This window comes from Vulcanisaeta sp. JCM 16161 (assembly GCF_001316285.1).
Genome location: NZ_BBDO01000001.1, coordinates 276,105 through 290,429 on the forward strand (window position 1 = coordinate 276,105; position 14,325 = coordinate 290,429).

The following is a 14,325-nucleotide window of genomic DNA, read 5'->3' on the forward strand; positions in this document are numbered from 1 at the left end:
TGTTTTATCTTTAAGCATTTAACATTTAATGAGTTTAGGTGTTTAAGATGATAAGCATAGTTTTAACTCCATCAGGAATTGAATATATTAAATACCTAAGGGAGATTGCGCATCACTATGATACTTTTATTGCCGAGATTCCCAATGTCGATGGTGTTAGACGGTATCTAAATGGTGAGATTGATCTTGATCAATTACTTTATGAAATTGAGTATTTTGATGCTAATTACACCAGGGAGTTCTATGGGATGTTAAGGGGGCTTATTAATAATGGCGTTGATGTAGTGCCTATTGATCCATACGGCTCAATTAGTATGAGGATTAGGGTTAGGGCATACTTAATGATTTAAATTACGAATTATTAAGTAATGAGGAGAGGTATATAGCCTTCATAGAATTGAAGATAGCCGAAGCTATAGAGGCTATAATTCAGCATTACTTAGGGGTAGCTTTGAGGATGCGGTAAGGTATGTTTTGAGGTATGCAAGGCTCGATGCCGAGAGGATTAAGTTTAGCTCTGAATTAAGGACTAGGGAAATAGTGAAGCTATTGCGTAGTTTGGGTGGGCATCGTGATGTGCTGGTGCACGCGGATCATTATAGTGAGGTTCTTGCGTATTACCTAGGCAGTAAATTAATGTGTAAGCCAAGTATCATAAAGCTTAGTGACGTGGTGAGTAAGAGGTTGGGAATAAGGTCCTGGGTTCACCCAGGAGTTAAGCTAACTAATAATTACGTTTATGAGGTGCCCATGGATAAAAACGAGGAGTATTTACTTGCGTCCCGGGCATTAGTATATGCATTGTTAAAGGCGAGGGTTTTTGGAAAGGTTGATAGGAGGGTGCTCGGTGATAGGGCTATATTAATTGATAATTCGTTAGCGAGGTTAGCATATAGATTGAGCATTGACGATGCTAGGGGCATTTTTAGGAAGTTAGTGATGCCGAGGAATATGTTTAGGATAAGAGTGTAAAGAGTTTATCGTCATGCAATTACACATATCACGTGAAATAACCCTTTTACAACATGTCACGTTTATGGTCTTGGTGATAACATGCCAGTAACCTGCCCAGGCGAGTATGAGGTAAATGGAAAGAAGATAGTACTTGATGAGGATTGTTTTTTTGCAGAATCCTGAGGTTTGGGATGAGAGGGTTGCCGAGTGAATGGCTAGGAATCTTGAGGGTGTTCAGCAGATGACTGAGAGGCATTGGAGGGTTGTTAGGTATCTTAGGCAGTACTGGGAAACCTACGGCGTGTGCCCACCAATAAAGATGCTCCTAAAGGAAACAGGAGAAACACTAGAGGAATATACGAACTATTCCCAGACGGACCAGCTCACGGAGCATGCAAAGTAGCAGGAGCACCAAAACCAACAGGATGCGTATGAAAAATAAAATCTACCTCGCCTTACTTAAAAATTTCAATTTCACAACCTACTCACTTCACTAAACAGCTTGCTAACTAACGATAAAACCCTCTCAGCATCATTAAGGGCTTTCTCGGCATCTATCCTAGTATACAATTCCTCGGGAGGTATCCCGCTCTCCTCATCACCATACATTGAGAACTCCCTCTCCTTCCTTAGGCTTCTTGATATTGACGCCAACTCATCAATATACTCCTGAAACCACACGGGGAATTTATTACGTTCCCTCCTAAGCACCGGACCAACATCATGCCACCTCGGTGGTTCCACGCCGACGATCCTCAACGCCGCCTTAAGTAATAACTCGACAGCCTCCTGACACTGCCTAACCACGTATGGTAATTACCACCATTTATGGCCTCCCTTGCATGCTTTATTCTCTCAATCGCCTGGTTAATATGGGACTTCGCCATTTCGAGGTTATTCAATTTCAATCACCTCACCGAATTTATAGTCCTTCTTTAAAACCCAGTACCAGGCCTTATCACTAACCCAGACCCTTGTTGCGCCCAATTCCCTTAGCCTATTAATTATTCTTGTAAGAACCCCCTCAAAGAATCCATCCTTATCATAGACAATTACTGCATCCTCAGTCATGTCCAGGTAAAGCGGCGAGAACCTCCCAGCCTCCTCCCTAGTCTTTATTAATGGGGATAGGGTAATGGCATAGCTCTATCCATTAACTCGTCAAGCAATGGCTGAATCTCGTCCTCAGCCCTCTCAAACATTTTAATCCTGTCATACATGGGCTTCGGTAATTCCTCGAAAACCACCAGCATATCAATATCACTATCCATACGTGGATTACCCCTTGCAACACTACCATAAACCACAAGTGAGACTAAGTTATCACCGTATAACCTAATTAATGAATTAAGTAGGTTCTGAACAACGGCCCTATAGGCTCCCTAATGAAATCAAGGCCCTTCTTAAACATGATAATTAAACCCATATAATTCATTTAATGAAATAATTTAATCTTAACGCCCTAACCAGGCAGGAGCTATAGGGATCTGTAAACATCCCTACCCTTATCCGTAATACGTATTATTGTTGAGTAACCAACTATCTCAAGCCTAATTAAGCCCAGGTCCTCAAGTCTATATAGTACATCCATGACATCATTAATATTAAAACCAGCGATCTTAAAGCGTTCAGAAACCTCCTCGAGCTTAACACTATCCTGACCCTTCCTATCACAGGCATCACCGATAATCCTCAAGACCGTTCTCTCCCTATCGCCCAACTCTGTAGACATCATTTTACTTATTATACAACTTGTTAATAAGGATTTTTATATTTAGATTAATTTAATTCAATATATATGTTTAATGGTGAATAATATTAAATTAATGCGGTAATTCAGTATAAGGACTAATTCATTAGGTCTTCGGCATAACCCTTATAAGCTTCATGGATATGCTTTCATGATACTCATGCCATTAAATCGGGATACTAAGTACGTAAAATCAATAAACGGCAGGGTTTCCGTAATTGGAATGGGCACGTGGGGCATCGGTGGAGGTTTCTGGTCACCTGATTACTCAAATGACGAGGGTTGGGTCAGGGCATTAAGAAGGGGTATTGAGTTGGGCATGACGCTTATTGATACGGCCGAGATGTATGGTGGTGGGCATTCGGAGGAACTCGTTGGTAGAGCAATAAGGGGCTTTCCAAGGGAGGAGCTCTTCATAATCACTAAGGTTTGGCCGAACCATGCCCGTTATGATGATGTTCTCAAGTCTGCCAGGGCGAGTAGGGAGAGGCTAGGCACGTACATAGATTTATACCTGCTTCACTGGCCTGCCACTGATGTGCCGATTTGCGAGACCATGAGGGCCTTTGAGAGGTTAATTGATGATGGCGTGGTCAGGTTCGTCGGCTTGAGTAATTTTGATGTTGATGGTATTGAGAGGGCTAGGCAGTGCTTTAGTAAGTATGACATTGCCGCGGTGGAGAATAGGTATAGCCTTCTTCATAGGATTGATGAGGCGTCTGTGATACCATACGCGCAGAGGAATGGCATGCTCTACCTGGCGTATACACCGCTTGAGAAGGGCGAGTTCGCCAGTAATGAGTTCTTAAGGAGTATTGGTAGGAAGTACGGTAAGACTGCAATACAGGTTGTGCTTAATTGGTACATAGGCATTGATAACCTCGTGCCAATACCAAAGGCCGGTAGGATTGAGCATGTTGAGGAGAATGCTGGCGCGATGGGTTGGAGGTTAAGTAAGGAGGATTGGGATGCAATAAGTAATCACTTCCGTAGGGCTTGATAATGAGAAACCTAAAAATTACTAGATACTTAGGAGTAGTATCATTGTTACTACTAACCGTAGGTTTAATACTGCTGGTGATACCGCCAGGTCAGGGAGAATTCATCACCTACACATGCATGAACGGTGAGTTAAGGGGTAACACGACCTGCGTATTTCCCCAGGCAGTTAGGATTAACAATTACGTGGTTGGTGATGCCCTAGTGTCGGTAAATTATGGACAACCTGAGAGGTTAATTAACGGTTCGATAATTGCTCATGAAGTCATGTTTATACCGGTAATAAATTACGTTAAGGTTTTTAATCAAACGCAGGTCATGTTCAATATCTATAACCCAACGAGTAAGTGGGTTAACATTACGTTACCCGGTTCATGCATTCTCACGGTAAATGCAACGATACTCGGTAGTGGGTATGTGTCAATTACGGTGGTGAGTGACGGAAGGGTAATTGCTTATACACCATATACGTACTCACTGTTCACATCTACATATGCCAATGACAGTATTGACCTACTGATAAAGCCCGCAGTCCCATTATCATGCCCCTGCATAAACACGATAGTTAACGTGGTATTAAATGGTACATGCATTGAACGTAGTAACGCATTCATAACATCAACAGCACGTGTCAGCGTCAGTAATACCATTAATACCCCCTACAGGACCTATGCATTGATGCTTCTGCTAATCTCTCTGGTTATAATCGCAATTTCAATAGTCCCTGGAATTAGGCGGTAAATTCATGGGGCATAAAGCATTTATAATTTTACTAATAGGCAAGGTTGATGCCGGGAATTAACGAGATCGTCCAGGAGGAGGCAAAGAAGATTGTGAATAAGTACCTTGAGCAGGTAAATGAGAGAATAAATAAGGCTAGGGAGGAGTTGCTGAAGAAGGTTGAGGAGATAAAGAACCTTAAATAACTGGGCCATATAGCTTAACCACAAAATCCCTCGGTATACCCTCCAGGAAAGCATTCAGTAACGCAATGACTAAGTCACTCTCAACAAACTTAAAGTGTACCGCAGCCAAGGCAGCACCTGGTGAAAACTCTGTAAATAGCGATATCATTGATTCCTCAAGATCCTTAGCAAACCTGTAACTGAATGGACCGAGGTATTGAACCAATAACCTAAGGTCCGATGAACCCGCGACCTTAATTAATTGATCTACCGATGGGAATACGGAGCTACCTCCTCAAGAATTCTCGTGGGTGACTCACCATATATCTTCACAGCAGTGCTGAATACAGCACCTGAACGTATTGCCAATTCATTAATTAATTCCTGCGACACACCCCACAACCTGCCTCTTAATATAACGTTAAGGTTGTAAAAGTCAACAAGCTCCTTAATGAACTTATTAACCGAATAATCAATCCTAGCCAAACGCATTAGATATTCTATAAATGCCTTATCAATGAGTGTGTCGATGAGCATCACGTTGTATTGAGGATATTGCTTACTAATCTTTAGGAAGCTATCAAGTGCTGAACCGGCTGGGTGTTGGATCTCCATCAACTTATTACGTAAATCCTCAACATCCCTAACACTCATCATTGCGGCCAAAACATGCCTCCTACCAAGCTCCTCCTCAATTGTCACATTAACCAAACCCTCTATTGATCCGCCACCCTCCAACCCCCTCACTAGTGACTTGGCGATTACCTTAACATTCTCGAGCTCGAACCTCATTAGGTATGACTTAAGGACAGTGGATGCCGGTGATGGAACTGACGACGCCAACGAACTTATAGACCTAATAACGTGGGACCTAACCTCATTAGTTACTTGAGCCTCATCAATAATCTTGCCCAACCTCTCAAGGACCTCTCCATACTCAGTACCCTTCAGTACGTTAACGGCATCATCAATGGTCTGGGCCAGTATTAAGGCGTTTAACTTATCCTTACTTAGGTATCGAGCCCTCAATCCCCTAACCCTAGGGCCAAGCGCGGTTAATTTAATTACGTAATTACTCGACATTCCCCTTACTCACCAATTAATGCCCTAATGACTTCGTCAACGGTTTTATCAATAGCGTTATTAACCCTCCTCCTAAACTCCTCAACCTCCTTACGTAACTGCTCCGAGTACTTACTCACCTCATTCTCAACCTCCCTAGACCTGTTCTCCCTATACTCATTAATAATCCTCTTTATGTACTCCTCAACCTCACTCTGCACCTTAACCCTAACCTCATTTATCAACCTAGCAATCTCAGCATCACTACTATCTCTCAACTTATACACCTCATCAACCTTACTATCAACCTTCCTAAGAATCTCATAAAGTCGTTCTAGGGACACGATAAGGGTATTATGATGTAGACTTAAAAATATTATTGCATCATGACCGATAGGCACCACGGCTCGATAGGCGATTCGCCATAATGATAAATAATGATAAATACCTTAAAAAAATACTCACTGGAATTCGGCTCGATGGACACTAAGGATGTTGTGAAGGCCTTTAGGCTGGTGAGCATTGTGCTATATGTAGTGATCATAATCATAACCGTAGTCCTGGGTGGTGTGGCGTTATACCTCGCGGTCAGGGATATCGCGTCATTAATGCCCTTAACATCGATATCCGACGTAAAAATACTGAGCGCCTTATCCGCGGTATTCCTGGTGGTTATAGCCCTGGAGTTCGTGGATATGTTTCTCGAGTACATAAGGACAGGTACGGTGGTTGTCGACTTGGTGCTTGCCGTAGTACTTACGGCAATCTCAAGGGAATTACTACTCTATATTGCCTCGCCAGGGGCTTCCTTCAACTATGGAATATTACTGGTTGCAAGTATATTGGTCCTCGCATTGGCGTATTGGTTGGTCAGTAAGGCGAAGGTAGCGTCACATGTTGGTTAGTTCCAGCCTCCTCGACATTTCAGGCAATAAATTTCTAGTACTATATAGTATCTCGTACCCATTAATGCCTAGTCTCCTCATTATGCCGCTTATGGCATTCTCAAGCACGTCCTTATTAATACCGTGTATCATGAAGTAGCAGTTATACGGCCATGAGCCAGGGTGACCTCCCTAAGCACCACATGCGTTGTTTCCTCAATTAAAGCAGCCCTCTCGCAAATTTCAGGTGTTGCCTTAAAGACTACCATGGCATTCTCCCTAAACCCCACCTTCTCCGAGTCCAGCGTTGCGTAAAAGTCCCTAATTATGCCGGCCCTCATCAAGTTACTAATTAGGTTTCCCAACTCATCAACGCCAACACCTGCCAAATTAGCTATTTCATTAAAGGGCTCCTTCTCAATACTTATTGATCTCAATTTCCTGAAAAACTCCATTGGAAGTCCCGTTGATTCTATGGATGGAACACTAAGTGGTAATATCATTGATTTCGTTCGGGATATCCCATTAATTAGGTCGAACTTAACATCTATCTTGTAGGTCCTCAATGCCGTTAAGATTACGAAGTCGTTAATGCCAAACCTAGACAGTGTACTGGAGACCTTCATTACTAACTCCTCCTTACTCCTGTCCTTAGTGACAAACCATATATTATACCGAGAATGCTCCCTGAGAAAATTATGCGAGACCTGTGGGTCGGAGTTATTGCCTTAGCAACGTCATTAATCAACTCACTCGGTGTATTAACACCAATCAATGCCGAGACTAACCCCCTCGATCTATAGTTCACGAGGCGCCGATTCTCTTAATCACGCCATTACCCACCAGGTTCCTCGTCTCTCTCAGCACCCAATCCTCATCCTCACCGAGTCTCCTGCCTATATCCAGAAACGGCCTTCTGGTTATTGGAAAATTATACTGAAGTTCCATCAACAATGCCTTCCTCTTATCATCAAGCTCCACAGGAAGCATCAATGATTCTACTTAAAAAGGGATTCGCGTTTAATCCTCAGTGAATAACTGTTATAAAGCTTTATATTTAAAATGCGCATTGTATGGAGGAGTATGATTTACGCATCATAAGGGCACTTGTCGATTTAGTAAGTAAGAGCAGGGGTAAGAGGGTTACGATTAAGGCAAGGTCATTACTGAAGTTTGCAGGACTTAATGATAAGCACTCGGACATCCTAAAGACGGCCAAGGTCCTTGGTAAATTGGCGAGCAATGGTTACGTTAGGGTTGAGAGCACGAAACCGGTTAAGACAAGGTCCAGGGTTCTTAGGTACATAATTACTGAGAGCATGGAATTATGGAAGATGGCTAAGGAGAATCCCAATGACGCGTTAACATCTTGCTGAAGAGGTTAAGGGATTTAAGTAATTACGGTGAGACCCAGGCTTAGGCTTGAATGGCGAGCAGCACGACCGTGAGGAAGGAGGTAGAAATCGTTAAGGGGCATAGGCTTGATTATCAATTATACAAGTACCTCCTACAATACTTCTCAGAAGGTGAGTTGGAAAGATTCTTTGAAAGCATTAGGAAACCACCGAGTAGGTATTACGTAAGGGTCAACACACTAAGGGTAAGCCCTGAGGAATTAATGAGGTCGTTACGTGAGAGGTCCATAGATGTCTACCCAGATGAGTACTTACCTGAGGCGTTATGGTTCCCCGTTAAAGGACCTAATAGGGTACCATCAGCACGTAAGTACGTACTTGCTGATAAGAGGCTGCCGAGAGCGTTTACGTGGGCGCCAACCTATACATACCTGGTGTGGTAAGGATGGATGAGGAGGTTAGGAAGGGTGATGAGGTTAATGTCATAGCTCCAAACGGCGAGGTTATGGCATTTGGTATATCCGAGGTTGATAGTGATGAAATCAGAAGTACTAGGCGCGGCATTGCCGTTAAAACCCTAGTCAGTGTGTATGAGATGCCCAAGGTCAGGGAAATGAGGGAGTACGAACAAGGCCTCTTCTACGACCAGAGCCTGCCAGCCCAGTGGGTTGGCCGCGTGATTGACCCGAGGCCTAATGAGGTTATTGTTGACATGAATGCGGCACCCGGCGGTAAGACAAGCCACATTATACAGTTAAGTGAGGGTAAGGCGGTCGTTCACGCATTTGATAGGAGTGAGGGTAAGGTTAGGGAGTTAATTGAGGTATTGAGTAGGCTTGGCATGGATGGTCTCTATAGGGTTGAGGTTAGGGATACGAGGTACCTAGATGTTGATAGGCCCGACCTCGTTAATTCCGTTGATAAAGTTCTCATAGACCCACCCTGTACGGATATGGGTGTTAGGCCTAGGCTTTTTGATGTAAAGACTATGGATCTCGTAATTTCTATGTCGAATTACCAGAGACAGTTCATTAAGGTCGCGTGGAAACTATTAAAGCCCGGCGGTGTCTTAGTTTACTCAACATGTACAATACCGCCGCTTGAGAATGAGGATAACATAGCCTACGCTGAGAGCCTCGGCTTCGAGGTTGTTAATATAAGTGTTCCCAATGCCTCTGGTGGATTGATTAGTAAGTACAGGGATTCGGTCGTTAGATTTTACCCTCATATACATGACACGCCAGGTTTCTTCATAGCCAAACTTAGGAAGCCCGATCAAAGGCGTCAATGAATACAGGCCTTAATAGGTTTACAAGGTCCTTAGTGTTGACCCTTATTAGTGTGTTCCTAGACCCACCACCGCATAGTACGTAGTCATTCTCCAGTATTGATGGTCCATAATAACCCTAAGCGACAAGACCTTACTGTTAAGCGGAGTCACAGCACCAACATCAACACCCAATACCTGCCTAACCTCCCTAACCTTAGCCATCATGACGGGCTTACCCAACGCCTTAGACAACCTGTCAAAGTTAATGACCTTATCGCCCCTAACAATCGCAACCAAGTACTCGTCATTGGCCTTAAGTAATAACGTCTTCACAATCCTACCCATGGGTTCACCACTCTCCCTAGACGCCGCCTCCACGGTCTCAACTCCACGGTCAAACTCCAGAACATCCACGGTCAAACCCATAATGGTCTCTCTACGTACCTTAACCACAGTACTTAATCAATTATTTGCCTTATTAATCCTTTAATATAAAGGATTGTATAAGGCGCCTTAATAATCATGGCCGTAGATATAGTCACTAGGGAGTTTAGGGAATTCTTTAATGAAGAACCGACCCTGGTAACCTCAGCACCAGGTAGGTTAGACTTCCTGAATACGCACCAGGACTATAAAGGGCTGCCGGTGGTTGCCGTGGGTATAAACCTAAGGACCTATGTCGCCATTTCCAGGTCTGAGAATGAATTCGTGGTAGCCTCGGGTAATTTAAGAGATGATAATGCGAAGTATGTCGATAAGTTCCCATTAAGTGGGTTAAGGCTGGTTGGTGGTAAGTGGTTTGGTGATTACATTAGGGCTCTTGTAATGGCGTTCATGAGACACGGCTATGCAGTAAGTCCCTTTAAGGCATGGATACGTAGTAATGTGCCAATAGCCTCGGGGCTTGGGAGCAGTGGGACGCTATTGGTAGCAATGGCGTCGGCGATTAGCGTTATTAATGGGCTTAACCTCGATAGGAAGACCATAGCGGAGCTTGCCTATGAGGCTGAGCATGACATCATGGGTATACCCTGTGGTAGGCTTGATCAATATGCGGCTGCCTTCGGCGACATAGTCGTCATAGAGACCAAGCCTCCTTATAATGTTGAGGTTCTGCCACGACTTAATGGGGTATTCCTAGTCGTGGATACGGGCATTAGGCATAGTACTGCGGATATACATCCTAAGCGACAGCAGGAGATTGATGAGGGGCTTAGTAAATTACTTAATATGAACATACCAGAGAGCCTAAGGAGTAAGCTTGGCATTCATTATTGGGAGGTTCATTGGGATGAGATAAGGGAGGACGAAATAGGGCGATTTATTGAGGGATTAGATGATACGTCTAGAAGGAGGATATTATATACGTTAAGGGCTAATGAAAGCACGAAACTGGCGTTGAGGATTATTAAGGGAAAGAGCATTGATATTAGGGATTTAACGAGAATACTTAACCTAAGTCGTGCTGAGGTGGATAGCTTAATTTCCCGTTATGACTGGAAAGAGGCCTTAATTGGTAGGGTCATGACCATCAACATAAGTTGCTCAGTGAGTATTATGATGTTAGTTTGCCCATAATAGATGAGTTGGTTAATTTTCTGATAAGTGAGGGTGCTTATGGAGCTAAATTGTCCGGGGCAGGTTTAGGTGGTTCGGTCATCGCGCTCGTTAGGGATGAGACTACGGCCAAGGAAATATTGAGTAAGGTCTTAAGCAGGGGTTTGGCCCCAAGGGGTTGGGTCGTTAGTATAGATAGAGGGGTGATGGTACATGGTTAACAGACCCGTCATGGAGCTCAGGTGGGACCCAACACTTAGGGAGTGGGTTTTAGTGTCAAACGTTAGGCGTTTTAGGCCATGGCAACCAAGTAATTACTGCCCATTCTGCCCCGGAAACCCAGAGACCGGCTATGGGTGGAGCCCTAATACTTGAGAATAGGTACCCAATGCTCATGGAGAACCCACCCGAACCCACTAATCACTGGTTTTATAGGACGGGCAAATCGGTGGGTAAGTGCTACGTTGTTATTGAAACCCCCGAGCATAGTATTGACGATATTAGTGACCTACCCATTGATCAAATTGAGTATGTGCTGAGCATGATAATTAATAAGGTGAGGGAGGAGTTGAGTAAGGATTATGCGCATTACTTCCTTTGGTTTAGGAATAAGGGTAGGGAAATAGGGGTATCGTTAACGCACCCCCACAGTCAAATATATGTGTTACCATTCACGCCAAGTAGAGTAGAAAGGGAACTCAATAGCGCCAGGGAGTACTTCAACGACTATGGCAGGTGCTTGTTTTGCGACATATTGAGTGCTGAGCTCAGGGATGGCGTAAGGTTAATCCACGGTAATGATTATTGGGTCTCATTCATGCCCTTCTACTCGCATTGGCCCTTTGAGGTTCACATATACCCAAGGAGGCATGTACAGTTAATTACGGAGCTTACTAAGGAGGAGGTTAGGGGCTTGGCCGAGATCCTTAGGGTATCCCTATGCGGATTAAAGCATGTGTTTAGTAAACCAATGCCATACATATTGGTGATGCACCAGGCGCCATTAAGGGGTAGTTACCCATATTATCACCTGCACATTGAGGTCTATGGCATATTGAGGGAGGAGGATAAGGTTAAGTACGCGGCTGGTATGGAGACTGGTGGTGGTAATTTCACGTATGACTCGGTACCCGAGGAAAATGCGCAAAGGATTAGGGATTCGGTGATGAGGAATTGTATTCATAATGGTTAGTAATTAGCTGCGTTAGGTTTTTATTGAATTCCATCTTCTACGGTTCAATGAGCAGTGCATTCAAGATATCAGTTACTAAGATGGATTTTGGAGTTAGTGAGGAATTGACGGGTAAGGTCTACGATGCAATAATAATTGGTGGAGGACCTGCGGGTATGTCGGCAGCCATATACGCGGCTAGGTATGGCATGAGCACAATAATAATTACTGAGGAAATAGGTGGGCAGGTGGCTAAGGCTGGTTGGGTTGAGAATTACCTGGGCTACACAAGGATAATGGGTCCTGACCTAGTGACTAAGTTTGAGGAACACGTTAAGTATTATAACGTGCCAATAATAATCGATTCCGTCGAGAATGTGGAGAGGGATGGCGACCTATTCAAGGTTTACACCATAAATGGCGATGAATACACAGCCAGAACCATAATACTCACGGTTGGCGAGAAAAAAGAGGAAACTTAATGTGCCTGGTGAGGACACATTCAATGGTAGGGGAGTGAGCTACTGCGCACCCTGCGATGCGCCATTATTTAAGGGTAAGGTCGTAGCAGTGGTCGGCGGCGGCGACTCAGCGGCATCAGCCGCATTACTACTTACAGAGTACGCCAGTAAGGTTTACATAATACATAGAAGGAATCAATTAAGGGCTCAGAAGTATTACCAAGACTTACTGCTTAAGAATCCGAAGATAGAGATCATCTGGAACACCGTGGTTAAAGAATTACAGGGCGATAAATTGCTTAGGAAGGCAATACTACAGAGGGTTGACACGAAGGAGGTCTTTGAATTACCCCTTGATGGCTTATTCGTAGAGATAGGTGCCGAACCCCCCGTTGACCTATTCAAGAGGATCGGCCTTGAGTTATCACAGGATGGCTACATAAAGGTTAATCACCTAATGGAGACGAGTATACCAGGTATTTACGCAGCTGGCGACTGCGTTGACTTAACGCCGAGGGACTTCAGACAGATAGTGGTGGCTGCTGGGCAGGGCGCGCTTGCCGCGTACTCAGCCTATAACTACATAATAAAGAAGTACGGCTTTAACAGACGTTAATTTAAATAAAGAAAGCTTATTTATTTGATTTCATGGAATTATATTTCGAAATGGCTAGTAAACGTAGTGAGGAAGAGGAGGAGACTGTAGGTGCGCTCGAGGAATTACCCCTCTCGGCTAGGTTAGTCCTTAATTACCTGGAGTTTGAGCATTTGATAAACAATAAGACTTACGTCACATTTAAGGAGATAATAGATGGCACTGGGCTTGGGACAAGGACCGCCAGGAACGCCATTAATCTATTACGCAAGAGGGGCTTAGTTGAGACCTACCTAGACGTGAAGGAGAGAAGGAGGTACATGTATAGGCTTAACTTCAGGAATTTAGTTCAGGATAGGGTTGACGTAACGCCTGGGCTCTACGTAATAGATGTTGGGCTTGGCACAATACCAAGCATGACATTTAGAATTTACAAAGTATTAAGGGCTACGACAGTGGCGTTTTACACAGACAATGTTCCAACGAGTTATCTCGAATTCACTAAATGTACCTGCGCAATGCAGAGGCTAATCAATTATGAACCACAGGGCTTTGAGGAAATAGTACATACAGTAACGAGTAATGGGGGTTCTGTGGCGTTAGTTATGGATGCACTGCTTGATTCCCAGGTTGTAAAGCCGTATATAGACGCTGTGTATGGATCCGCAGATCATAATCACGTAATGATATATACAGGGTTGTTGGTGTCTCACCAATCCAGGTCGCCCTTGAATTATTGCTAATGGGTAGGGAGGATAGAGTATCGTATAAGAGGGGGAGCACTATTATTCGAATAATAACAACCAGGGAAAGGCTTCAATTAAAGGATTATATTAAGGCATATGTCCTGATTATGAGCAATGATGGAATAGTGCTTAGGGAGTATAACCAGGACGGTGATTTTAATGGGATGAGAGCCTACATTATTTATTCAAAGGCATAATCACCTAATCTCACTCTCAGCCAATTGCCTACCAAGGTACTTAGCCGCCAACAATAGGAACCTTAACCCTCTCCTGGCATCATTATCCCTCAATAACTCATTTATTGTTTCAACGACAGACCTACCATCGGCAGTGGCATCCCTAGCAGCGTTTAGGGAAGCTACATAGCACAGCACCTAATGCGCGCCATAAACTCTAATAATGTACCTAAGTTCGTCATTAAATACGTACTATTCTCATTGATGAGGGTATGCATTAACTCACTTAATACTTCAGGGTCTCCGAGCATGTCCTTTAACGTATCCAGAAGACCGACATTACCCATTGCACCTATGAGGTCAAGGGTCTTTTCAACACCATCCCTCACATTGGGTTCTGTGAGCTTTACCATTATTGATAGTAATTTGTCATATTCATT

At 43.8% G+C, this 14,325-nt stretch carries 23 protein-coding genes and 4 pseudogenes; 16 read left to right on the plus strand and 11 right to left on the minus strand.

The annotated features are described in order from the left end of the window. Window positions 1-47: 47 nt before the first annotated feature. The 3 genes and pseudogenes from JCM16161_RS01650 to JCM16161_RS01660 all read left to right on the plus strand — a co-directional run bounded on the left by JCM16161_RS01650 (window position 48) and on the right by JCM16161_RS01660 (window position 1,389). A complete protein-coding gene (locus JCM16161_RS01650) occupies window positions 48-350 on the plus strand; it encodes a hypothetical protein (protein ID WP_243668488.1) in 303 nt (100 codons plus the stop codon). A gap of 124 nt (window positions 351-474) precedes the next feature. Beyond that, on the plus strand, window positions 475-972 hold the full coding sequence (locus JCM16161_RS01655; RefSeq protein WP_054854783.1) for a hypothetical protein: 498 nt from the start codon (window positions 475-477) through the stop codon (window positions 970-972). 81 nt (window positions 973-1,053) lie between these two features. After that, window positions 1,054-1,389: pseudogene (locus JCM16161_RS01660) on the plus strand (TusE/DsrC/DsvC family sulfur relay protein). Between the two features lie 39 nt (window positions 1,390-1,428). Here the strand turns inward: JCM16161_RS01660 and JCM16161_RS01665 are convergent. From JCM16161_RS01665 to JCM16161_RS01675, 4 genes are all read right to left on the minus strand, one after another. Next, window positions 1,429-1,761 carry a HEPN domain-containing protein gene (locus JCM16161_RS01665; protein WP_243668490.1) on the minus strand — a complete coding sequence of 111 codons (333 nt, stop codon included), beginning with the start codon at window positions 1,759-1,761 and terminating at the stop codon, window positions 1,429-1,431. Between the two features lie 87 nt (window positions 1,762-1,848). Beyond that, a complete protein-coding gene (locus JCM16161_RS13900; protein ID WP_243668492.1) occupies window positions 1,849-2,025 on the minus strand; it encodes a hypothetical protein in 177 nt (58 codons plus the stop codon). A 47-nt stretch (window positions 2,026-2,072) separates the two neighbouring features. Beyond that, a complete protein-coding gene (locus JCM16161_RS13905) occupies window positions 2,073-2,261 on the minus strand; it encodes a nucleotidyltransferase domain-containing protein (RefSeq protein ID WP_243668494.1) in 189 nt (62 codons plus the stop codon). Between the two features lie 170 nt (window positions 2,262-2,431). After that, window positions 2,432-2,686 (minus strand): hypothetical protein, encoded by a 255-nt coding sequence (locus JCM16161_RS01675; RefSeq protein WP_054854784.1) that lies wholly within the window; start codon window positions 2,684-2,686, stop codon window positions 2,432-2,434. Between the two features lie 178 nt (window positions 2,687-2,864). Between JCM16161_RS01675 and JCM16161_RS01680 the strand changes: the two genes are divergently transcribed. Genes JCM16161_RS01680 through JCM16161_RS13910 form a run of 3 tightly spaced genes read left to right on the plus strand, consistent with a single transcriptional unit; the run spans window position 2,865 to window position 4,629 of the window. Continuing rightward, the gene (locus JCM16161_RS01680; protein ID WP_054854877.1) at window positions 2,865-3,704 is read left to right on the plus strand and encodes an aldo/keto reductase; all 840 of its coding nucleotides are present in this window, start codon (window positions 2,865-2,867) and stop codon (window positions 3,702-3,704) included. A gap of 2 nt (window positions 3,705-3,706) precedes the next feature. Further along, on the plus strand, window positions 3,707-4,444 hold the full coding sequence (locus JCM16161_RS01685; RefSeq protein WP_243668496.1) for a hypothetical protein: 738 nt from the start codon (window positions 3,707-3,709) through the stop codon (window positions 4,442-4,444). Between the two features lie 47 nt (window positions 4,445-4,491). Further along, a complete protein-coding gene (locus JCM16161_RS13910; protein WP_243668498.1) occupies window positions 4,492-4,629 on the plus strand; it encodes a hypothetical protein in 138 nt (45 codons plus the stop codon). Here JCM16161_RS13910 and JCM16161_RS01690 read toward each other — a convergent pair. From JCM16161_RS01690 to JCM16161_RS01700, 3 genes are read right to left on the minus strand one after another with little or no spacing between them, the layout of a single operon-like run. Next, the gene (locus JCM16161_RS01690) at window positions 4,622-4,834 is read right to left on the minus strand and encodes a hypothetical protein (protein ID WP_054854785.1); all 213 of its coding nucleotides are present in this window, start codon (window positions 4,832-4,834) and stop codon (window positions 4,622-4,624) included. The genes JCM16161_RS13910 and JCM16161_RS01690 overlap by 8 nt on opposite strands. A gap of 41 nt (window positions 4,835-4,875) precedes the next feature. Continuing rightward, window positions 4,876-5,691, minus strand: coding sequence for a V-type ATPase subunit (locus tag JCM16161_RS01695; protein WP_054854786.1), 816 nt, complete (start codon window positions 5,689-5,691; stop codon window positions 4,876-4,878). A gap of 5 nt (window positions 5,692-5,696) precedes the next feature. Beyond that, window positions 5,697-6,014 (minus strand): hypothetical protein, encoded by a 318-nt coding sequence (locus tag JCM16161_RS01700; RefSeq protein WP_054854787.1) that lies wholly within the window; start codon window positions 6,012-6,014, stop codon window positions 5,697-5,699. A 135-nt stretch (window positions 6,015-6,149) separates the two neighbouring features. Between JCM16161_RS01700 and JCM16161_RS01705 the strand changes: the two genes are divergently transcribed. After that, window positions 6,150-6,575: a phosphate-starvation-inducible PsiE family protein gene (locus JCM16161_RS01705; protein ID WP_054854788.1), complete on the plus strand. Its 426-nt coding sequence runs from the start codon at window positions 6,150-6,152 to the stop codon at window positions 6,573-6,575. On the opposite strand, the pseudogene JCM16161_RS01710 reads toward JCM16161_RS01705, so the two are convergent. Next, window positions 6,561-7,535: pseudogene (locus tag JCM16161_RS01710) on the minus strand (Lrp/AsnC family transcriptional regulator). The gene JCM16161_RS01705 and the pseudogene JCM16161_RS01710 overlap by 15 nt on opposite strands. A 92-nt stretch (window positions 7,536-7,627) precedes the next feature. Here JCM16161_RS01710 and JCM16161_RS01715 point away from each other — a divergent pair. From JCM16161_RS01715 to JCM16161_RS01720, 3 genes are read left to right on the plus strand one after another with little or no spacing between them, the layout of a single operon-like run. Next, complete coding sequence (locus tag JCM16161_RS01715; RefSeq protein WP_054854789.1) at window positions 7,628-7,930, plus strand: hypothetical protein; 303 nt, start codon at window positions 7,628-7,630, stop codon at window positions 7,928-7,930. A 50-nt stretch (window positions 7,931-7,980) separates the two neighbouring features. Next, entirely contained in the window at window positions 7,981-8,352 is a 372-nt protein-coding gene (locus JCM16161_RS13915; RefSeq protein ID WP_243668500.1) for a hypothetical protein, read from the plus strand. Beyond that, window positions 8,319-9,200, plus strand: a complete 882-nt coding sequence (locus JCM16161_RS01720) for an RNA methyltransferase (RefSeq protein ID WP_243668502.1) — start codon at window positions 8,319-8,321, stop codon at window positions 9,198-9,200. The genes JCM16161_RS13915 and JCM16161_RS01720 overlap by 34 nt, the downstream gene beginning before the upstream one ends. A gap of 45 nt (window positions 9,201-9,245) precedes the next feature. Here JCM16161_RS01720 and JCM16161_RS01725 read toward each other — a convergent pair whose 3' ends face one another. Further along, the gene (locus tag JCM16161_RS01725; RefSeq protein ID WP_054854790.1) at window positions 9,246-9,632 is read right to left on the minus strand and encodes a YbaK/EbsC family protein; all 387 of its coding nucleotides are present in this window, start codon (window positions 9,630-9,632) and stop codon (window positions 9,246-9,248) included. 69 nt (window positions 9,633-9,701) lie between these two features. Here JCM16161_RS01725 and JCM16161_RS01730 point away from each other — a divergent pair, with 69 nt between their 5' ends. From JCM16161_RS01730 to JCM16161_RS13925, 6 genes and pseudogenes are all read left to right on the plus strand, one after another. Next, window positions 9,702-10,757: a GHMP kinase gene (locus JCM16161_RS01730; protein WP_243668504.1), complete on the plus strand. Its 1,056-nt coding sequence runs from the start codon at window positions 9,702-9,704 to the stop codon at window positions 10,755-10,757. Further along, entirely contained in the window at window positions 10,748-10,957 is a 210-nt protein-coding gene (locus tag JCM16161_RS13920; protein ID WP_243668506.1) for a hypothetical protein, read from the plus strand. Before JCM16161_RS01730 ends, JCM16161_RS13920 begins: the two co-directional genes overlap by 10 nt. Next, a pseudogene (galT, locus tag JCM16161_RS01735) lies at window positions 10,950-11,928 on the plus strand (galactose-1-phosphate uridylyltransferase). The gene JCM16161_RS13920 and the pseudogene galT overlap by 8 nt, the downstream one beginning before the upstream one ends. 155 nt (window positions 11,929-12,083) lie before the next feature. After that, window positions 12,084-12,984, plus strand: a pseudogene (locus tag JCM16161_RS01740) (FAD-dependent oxidoreductase). Window positions 12,985-13,034: 50 nt separating this feature from the next. After that, window positions 13,035-13,706, plus strand: a complete 672-nt coding sequence (locus JCM16161_RS01745) for a hypothetical protein (protein WP_243668507.1) — start codon at window positions 13,035-13,037, stop codon at window positions 13,704-13,706. Continuing rightward, window positions 13,700-13,906 (plus strand): hypothetical protein, encoded by a 207-nt coding sequence (locus JCM16161_RS13925; RefSeq protein ID WP_243668509.1) that lies wholly within the window; start codon window positions 13,700-13,702, stop codon window positions 13,904-13,906. The genes JCM16161_RS01745 and JCM16161_RS13925 overlap by 7 nt, the downstream gene beginning before the upstream one ends. Here the strand turns inward: JCM16161_RS13925 and JCM16161_RS13930 are convergent, their stop codons facing one another. Together JCM16161_RS13930 and JCM16161_RS13935 are read right to left on the minus strand one after the other, a co-directional pair. Then, window positions 13,907-14,083 carry a DUF1641 domain-containing protein gene (locus JCM16161_RS13930; RefSeq protein ID WP_243668510.1) on the minus strand — a complete coding sequence of 59 codons (177 nt, stop codon included), beginning with the start codon at window positions 14,081-14,083 and terminating at the stop codon, window positions 13,907-13,909. It lies immediately after the preceding gene. Next, complete coding sequence (locus JCM16161_RS13935; RefSeq protein WP_243668512.1) at window positions 14,068-14,298, minus strand: hypothetical protein; 231 nt, start codon at window positions 14,296-14,298, stop codon at window positions 14,068-14,070. The genes JCM16161_RS13930 and JCM16161_RS13935 overlap by 16 nt, the downstream gene beginning before the upstream one ends. Window positions 14,299-14,325 lie beyond the last annotated feature (27 nt).

Excerpts from the sequence above, each read along its gene's own strand:
- JCM16161_RS01650 (WP_243668488.1), top strand. The coding sequence starts at position 48 with ATGATAAGCATAGTTTTAACTCCATCAGGAATTGAATATATTAAATAC.
- JCM16161_RS13900 (WP_243668492.1), bottom strand. The coding sequence starts at position 2,025 with ATGACTGAGGATGCAGTAATTGTCTATGATAAGGATGGATTCTTTGAG.
- JCM16161_RS01675 (WP_054854784.1), bottom strand. The coding sequence starts at position 2,686 with ATGTCTACAGAGTTGGGCGATAGGGAGAGAACGGTCTTGAGGATTATC.
- JCM16161_RS01680 (WP_054854877.1), top strand. The coding sequence starts at position 2,865 with ATGCCATTAAATCGGGATACTAAGTACGTAAAATCAATAAACGGCAGG.
- JCM16161_RS01685 (WP_243668496.1), top strand. The coding sequence starts at position 3,707 with ATGAGAAACCTAAAAATTACTAGATACTTAGGAGTAGTATCATTGTTA.
- JCM16161_RS13910 (WP_243668498.1), top strand. The coding sequence starts at position 4,492 with ATGCCGGGAATTAACGAGATCGTCCAGGAGGAGGCAAAGAAGATTGTG.
- JCM16161_RS01695 (WP_054854786.1), bottom strand. The coding sequence starts at position 5,691 with ATGTCGAGTAATTACGTAATTAAATTAACCGCGCTTGGCCCTAGGGTT.
- JCM16161_RS01705 (WP_054854788.1), top strand. The coding sequence starts at position 6,150 with ATGGACACTAAGGATGTTGTGAAGGCCTTTAGGCTGGTGAGCATTGTG.
- JCM16161_RS01715 (WP_054854789.1), top strand. The coding sequence starts at position 7,628 with ATGGAGGAGTATGATTTACGCATCATAAGGGCACTTGTCGATTTAGTA.
- JCM16161_RS13915 (WP_243668500.1), top strand. The coding sequence starts at position 7,981 with ATGGCGAGCAGCACGACCGTGAGGAAGGAGGTAGAAATCGTTAAGGGG.
- JCM16161_RS01730 (WP_243668504.1), top strand. The coding sequence starts at position 9,702 with ATGGCCGTAGATATAGTCACTAGGGAGTTTAGGGAATTCTTTAATGAA.
- JCM16161_RS01745 (WP_243668507.1), top strand. The coding sequence starts at position 13,035 with ATGGCTAGTAAACGTAGTGAGGAAGAGGAGGAGACTGTAGGTGCGCTC.
- JCM16161_RS13935 (WP_243668512.1), bottom strand. The coding sequence starts at position 14,298 with ATGGTAAAGCTCACAGAACCCAATGTGAGGGATGGTGTTGAAAAGACC.